Genomic DNA, 5333 nt, shown 5'->3' on the forward strand with positions numbered 1-5333 from the left:
CGATGCGTCCGTCTCGGATCTGCTTTATTTCGCCCTTCATCATGCTCTCTGCCTCTTTTGAGGAGTTGCTCTCATCTTGGTAAAATATCTCGCCCTTAAAATCTACCAGATTCATAAAGTGTGCGACGCGGCGCCTCATCTCATCCTCGCTGCTTCCGCCCATCGGTATACCGACTACTACGGCATCCACTTCCCACTCATCAAGAACTTTTTTGACATCTCTTGCTGCTTGGTCTCTGTTTTTTCGCTCAACGGCTTTGAGCGGTGTTACCAAATCTTTATGCGCCGAATATGCCAGACCTATTCTCTTAAGTCCCAAATCTATAGCAATATACTTCACTATTTTCCTAGACAAAAAGAGCCGAACATCTTATCAAGCATCTCGTCATTCTCAAAAGGTCTTGTTATAGATGCCATCTCTTTTACGGCTTCGTTTAGATGAAACGAGAATATTTCAAGTTCTTGGTCTTGAAGCGGCTCAAACGCTTCGTCAATGTTTTTAAGGGTGTTTTCTACCGCCGCTATCTGTCTTTGCGATATAAGCATCATCTCATCGGAGGAGTTTGCTCTGTTCATAATATCTTCAAGAGATTGAATCAACTCATCAACGCTCTCTTTTGTGTTAAGCTCCATGTCAAACGCTATATCCAAAGTCTCGAACTTCGGCTCTAAATCCACCTTGTTTTTGACATACAAAACATCTTTGACTTTGGCATGTGACTTAACAAGCGAGATTATCATCTTATCCTCTGCATCGGCTTCTCTTGAGGCGTCAAAAAGAGCAACTACGATATCGCTCTCTTTTATGGCTTCAAGTGAACGCTCTATCCCTATGCGCTCTATCTCATCGCCTGCTTCGCGAATACCAGCCGTATCTACTATGCGGATAAGGTGTGTGCCTATCTTAACCTGCTCTTCTATCGTGTCTCTTGTCGTTCCCGCGATATCGCTTACAATCGCACGGTTGTAACTAAGCAACGCATTTAGGAGTGAGCTTTTGCCGACGTTTGGCTTTCCGATGATTGCTACTTTAAACCCCTGCATAAGCCCCTCTCTTGCCCTGCTTGCAAGGAGGGTTGAGGAGAGTGACTTTTTGAGTTCTCTTAGTTTTGCCTCAATTTGTGCTACCAAATCCTCAGGCAAATCCTCCTCTGCATAGTCTATGCTAACTTCTGAATAGGCAAGTATATGTATAATCTCATCGCGGATTTTCTCAATGTACTCTTTGAGCGAACCCTTCATCTGACGAGCCAATATTTTTGCCGCGTCTTCGCTTTTTGCTTCGATGAGCTGTGCAATTGCTTCGGCTTCACTCAAGTCAATCCTGCCGTTAAAGAAGGCTCTTTTGGAAAACTCGCCTGCAGTTGCAAGTCTGGCTCCATGTGCGATGGTAGCCTTGAGTATGCTTTGTGCAACTATAAAACCGCCATGACACTGAATTTCAACTACATCTTCGGCTGTAAAAGAGAAAGGTGCTTTGAAGTAGATAAGTATAGACTCATCGATAAGTTCGCCGTTTTGGTCGTAAATGTTTGAGAGCGTTGCATATCTTGGAGAAAAATCTTGCTTGCGGGTGAGTTTTTTTGCTATTTCTAAAGCTCTATCTCCGCTTATGCGAATAATTGCGATAGAGCCTATGCCATTTGCTGTTGCAATGGCACTTATGGTATCTTCACTCATCTCTTAGTTGTGGTAATCATTTATGATGATAAATTTAAGTCCCTCACGCGTAGAGCGGACGGCTACATATTTGTTTGGGTACTTATCACGAAGCTCTTTTAGTGCGATTTGGATTAAAACACCATCAAGTATTTTCGTCTGCGCTCTGCCGTCTCTTTCTACGTTTTCACAAACGCTAAGAAGATATCTAGCTACCGACTCTTCTTGATTTTTCAAAAACTCTGCAATCTCCAAACGTAACTGTAGTTGATACTTGGTGTTTATCCAGTTAAAAATCATATATGAGAGTGCTTTGTATCTGTAACCCTCTTTTCCTATAAGAAGTGCTGCGTCTTCGCCTTTAAACTCTACAAGAAGTGTAGTTTCATCATAAGCGCTTACCTCTATCTTGTCAATCTTAAAGCAAATCTGAGCGAAAAGCTCATTGATCTCTTTTTGTACCTTTTTAGCAACTTCAAATGCGTTAAAAACTTTAGCAGAGCCAGACTCTTTCTTCTGCTCCTCCTCATCCTCTTCATAATCGGCTGTATAGTTAATATCCGCCATATCATAATCATCATCGTCTTGCATGCTGACAAATGACTGAGGCATAATCGTATCGTTAATTATGTTGTGAGAAGGTTTTTTACTCTCTCTTTTAGGCTCTATTTTTTGTACTTTCTTCTCTTGTGGCTTATACTCAGGCTTCTCTTTTTTCACAGCTATTGTTTGCGCCTGCTTCTTCTCTTTATTTTCTCTGTTTTCTTGTTTTTTCTTAGCGGCAACGATTATCGCACTCTTCTTAAAGAGCCCCATAAAACCCTTGCTTGGACTTTGAACAATCTCTATAATAAGCTCGCTCGCTGAACACTCTAAAGCAGCTGCGGCATCTTTGCACGCTTGCTCTAAAGTGGTTGACTCTATCTTAATCATCTGTCTTCTCCGCATGCTTATGCGTTGCAATTTCTGCTTCTTTAGCATTTTTAAACTGCTGATTTACAACAAACTGCTGTGCGATAGAGAACAGATTGTTTACAAACCAGTAAAGAACCAATCCTGATGGGAATGTTAAGAAGAAGAATGTAAATATTATCGGTAAAAACTTAAATATTTTCTCCTGCATCGGATCCGTAAAGTTACTAGGCGTGAGCTTTTGCTGATAGTACATTGAAGCACCCATTAAAATAGGAAGAATAAATGTTGCATCCATTCTAGAGAGGTCATCTATCCAAAATGCCCATTCGGCACCCTGAAGTTCAACAGCGTTTAGAAGTACGCGGTAGATTGCAAAAAACACTGGAATCTGCAAGACCATCGGCAGACATCCCCCAAGAGGATTTGCTCCATGTTTTTTATATGTATCCATCACTGCTGCGTTCATTCGCTGAGGATCGCCCTTGTGCTTTTTCTGAATCTCTTTTATATGAGGAGAGAGATCCTTCATCTTCTGCATAGAGACCATGCCCTTATACGTTAAAGGGTAAAGCACTGTTCTAATAATAAGCGTAAGCGCTACGATAGACCAACCCCAGTTACCAAAAATACCATGCAGCCATGATAGTAGTTGAAAGAGCGGCTTTGATGCAAATGTAAACCATCCATACTCAATAGCATTTGTCAAAACAGGCTTTATGTTCTTTAGAGTTTTGTACTCTTTTTGCCCAATATAGCCGCCAAAAGACATGTTTTGAAGTGCTTCAAAATAGATAACCGGGTCATCGCTTTTGTCTCTCTCTACAATGATGTTGGTATCTTTTGCAAATCCGTACATAATTGTCGCGGAGTATTGATCAAATGCAGAGATAAGCTCAACACCGCTAAATGTTTTTCTTCCTGCCGCATCGCCATCTTCTATGATGGTCGCTATCTCATCGTCTGTGTAGACCATTGCGCCCGAGACAGTCATCATCTGCTCTGTAATACGCGGTCTTTGCCCTAAATAGACAAAATATTTCTTATCCTCAGAGAGAGAGATCTTCACATCGTAATGTCCGTCTGCAAAAAAGAGAATCTCTTTTGTAACTCTTAGACTAGGAAGCTCCTGCGTCAATACAACTTTTTGAGATCCGTCTTTTAAAGAGATTTCAGAAATTGTCGTTTTATATGGCACTTTAGAAGCTTCATCATTTAAGTTTTGATCTAAAAACCTGATAAAAAGAGGCTTAGGTCCAGCATCGGGAACTAGTTGCGCATGCTTGTCTTCTTTGTCGTTATATTTATCTTGAAGCAACACTTTTGAGAAGATACGCCCCAATGTATCTAGCTTCATTATAAAATTATCACTCGTTATAGTAACTAAAGTGCTCAAATCATTTGCAGCCATCTTTTCATCATCTGAAATCTCATGGCTTACGACATCTTCTACTTTTGTTGCCACAGACCCGGTAGAGGATTGTGATGTTTGAGTTGTTTCTACACTTTGAGTGTTTGTCTGATTATTTTTTGCACTCTCAATCTCCTCAGGTGGAAATATAAGCGTATACGCTACGAAGAACAGGATTGAAAGCACTACGGCTATCATCAATCTTTGATTTGGTGTCATTTTATCTAACACGGTCTACCTTTAAATGAAAAATTTTTTATGATATAAAAGCGGTTTTTTTTATTTGGAACCAACCAATATTTTATAGAATCAACCCCTATCTTTGCGGGCTTTAATGAGAGTTTATCAAGTAGTGGATACTCGATGCCACCTTCAAAAAATTGATTACAACGGAGTATTCTAGTAAAAGTGTGGTAAAAAGCACTTGAAATGGAGTTGTTTTCGAAGTTTATTCTTGCATATTCACTGCAAGATGGGTAATATCTGCAACTGCCGTATCCAATAAGCGTAAAAAACTTCTGATAAAGCCATAAAAGCTTAAGTAAAAACTTTCTAAACATCAAGTTCTTTCTTTGTCGTATTTAGACGCTTCAAAATCTTTTGAAAATCATTTATTAGTTGTTGGTGGGTTGCTTCATTGATTGCTTGTTTTGCTACAAAAATGTATGTGCCATCTTTGAGAGAGGGGGAGAATTCACGAAAGAGAGCTCTAAGTCTTCTTTTAGCTCTATTTCTCTTTACGGCGTTGCCTATTTTTTTGGTAGCCGTAAAACCCACTTTATGAATCTCATTTGCGGGAAGAAAAAAAAGCACTACGCTATCTGAGTGCGCATCTTTTCCTTTTCTATATACATACTGAAACTCTTTGTGGAGTTTTAGTGTATAGAAATTTCCTAAACCGACAATTTTTTACGACCTTTAGCACGACGACGGTTAATTATACGACGGCCATTTTTTGTTGACATTCTCAATCTGAAACCATGAGTTCTCTTTCTTGGCGTGTTATGAGGCTGGTATGTTCTTTTCATGACATATCCTTCTTTAAAATTAAGTTCGAAATAATATAAGAAAGTTACTTAAAGCGTGGTTAAGGTTTGCTCTTGGCAACAATTAAGCACGCTTATGTAACATCTAAAGATTGGTATTAAGAGATTTTAACCTTTATCTCACCCTCTTCAAAATCAAACTCCACATGTGAACCCTCTTCTACTTTGCCCTCTAAAATAAGCTCCGCAAGTCTGTCTTCAACTATCTCATAAAGAGCACGCTTAAGAGGTCTAGCTCCATATACTGGGTCAAATCCTGCTTCGGCTACATAAGCTTTTGCATTTTTGCTTAGAGTCAAAGTTAT

8 protein-coding genes are annotated in these 5333 nt (G+C 39.7%); all 8 read right to left on the reverse strand.

Annotated features, from left to right (window positions below):
* Positions 1-340: Holliday junction resolvase RuvX (ruvX, locus tag RQ763_RS09150; RefSeq protein ID WP_314152532.1), on the reverse strand; the 340-nt coding region annotated here is incomplete at its 3' end.
* On the reverse strand, positions 340-1680 hold the full coding sequence (gene mnmE, locus RQ763_RS09155) for a tRNA uridine-5-carboxymethylaminomethyl(34) synthesis GTPase MnmE (protein ID WP_314152533.1): 1341 nt from the start codon (positions 1678-1680) through the stop codon (positions 340-342). The genes mnmE and ruvX, both read right to left, overlap by 1 nt.
* Before the next feature lie 3 nt (positions 1681-1683).
* Positions 1684-2592 carry a Jag N-terminal domain-containing protein gene (locus RQ763_RS09160; RefSeq protein ID WP_314152534.1) on the reverse strand — a complete coding sequence of 303 codons (909 nt, stop codon included), beginning with the start codon at positions 2590-2592 and terminating at the stop codon, positions 1684-1686.
* The gene (gene yidC, locus RQ763_RS09165; RefSeq protein ID WP_314152536.1) at positions 2585-4213 is read right to left on the reverse strand and encodes a membrane protein insertase YidC; all 1629 of its coding nucleotides are present in this window, start codon (positions 4211-4213) and stop codon (positions 2585-2587) included. Before yidC ends, RQ763_RS09160 begins: the two co-directional genes overlap by 8 nt.
* Complete coding sequence (gene yidD / locus RQ763_RS09170; protein WP_314152537.1) at positions 4207-4542, reverse strand: membrane protein insertion efficiency factor YidD; 336 nt, start codon at positions 4540-4542, stop codon at positions 4207-4209. Before yidD ends, yidC begins: the two co-directional genes overlap by 7 nt.
* On the reverse strand, positions 4535-4888 hold the full coding sequence (gene rnpA / locus RQ763_RS09175; protein ID WP_314152541.1) for a ribonuclease P protein component: 354 nt from the start codon (positions 4886-4888) through the stop codon (positions 4535-4537). The genes yidD and rnpA overlap by 8 nt, the downstream gene beginning before the upstream one ends.
* Positions 4876-5010 (reverse strand): 50S ribosomal protein L34, encoded by a 135-nt coding sequence (rpmH, locus tag RQ763_RS09180; protein WP_294930200.1) that lies wholly within the window; start codon positions 5008-5010, stop codon positions 4876-4878. The genes rnpA and rpmH overlap by 13 nt, the downstream gene beginning before the upstream one ends.
* Positions 5011-5126: 116 nt before the next feature.
* Positions 5127-5333, reverse strand: a 207-nt coding sequence (locus RQ763_RS09185; RefSeq protein WP_314152539.1) for a hypothetical protein, incomplete at its 5' end; no start/stop codon positions are given.

This window comes from Sulfurimonas sp. (genome assembly GCF_032250635.1).
Lineage (GTDB): Bacteria > Campylobacterota > Campylobacteria > Campylobacterales > Sulfurimonadaceae > Sulfurimonas.